This is a genomic window from Rhizobium ecuadorense (assembly GCF_001187535.1).
Taxonomy (GTDB): domain Bacteria; phylum Pseudomonadota; class Alphaproteobacteria; order Rhizobiales; family Rhizobiaceae; genus Rhizobium; species Rhizobium ecuadorense.
Window position 1 is genome coordinate 1 of record NZ_LFIO01001608.1, and the last position, 371, is coordinate 371.

General features: G+C 64.2%; 1 pseudogene. It reads left to right on the top strand.

Features of this window, described 5'->3' with window-relative positions:
* Window positions 1–371 (top strand): annotated as a pseudogene (locus tag AF337_RS32735) (hypothetical protein); the annotation flags it as partial.

Below are 371 nucleotides of genomic sequence, written 5' to 3' on the forward strand. Positions count from 1 at the left end.
GGACGCCAAATGCGTGCACCACCTGTCATGTCGACAGAACCGATGATTGGGCGGCCGAGACGATGGATAAATGGTACGGAACGCAATGGCGCGAACGCCCGTCGATCGCCCATGCCTTCGCCGGAGCTGCAAACGGCGATCAAGCCGCGGTGGAGGCTCTGCGCGCGCTTGTCAGTGACCATGACCAGGCAGGAATTGTCAGGGGTAGCGCCATCGCAGCAATGAGCCGAACTGGCGGCGTGGAGATCACCGCCGACATTCAAACGGCCGCGGCCGATGCAGATCCGCTCGTCAGGCTCGGCGCCGCGGAAGCGGCGGGCAATATCCCGCCGGAGCAAAGGCTCAACGCGATCGGCAACCTGCTGGGCGAT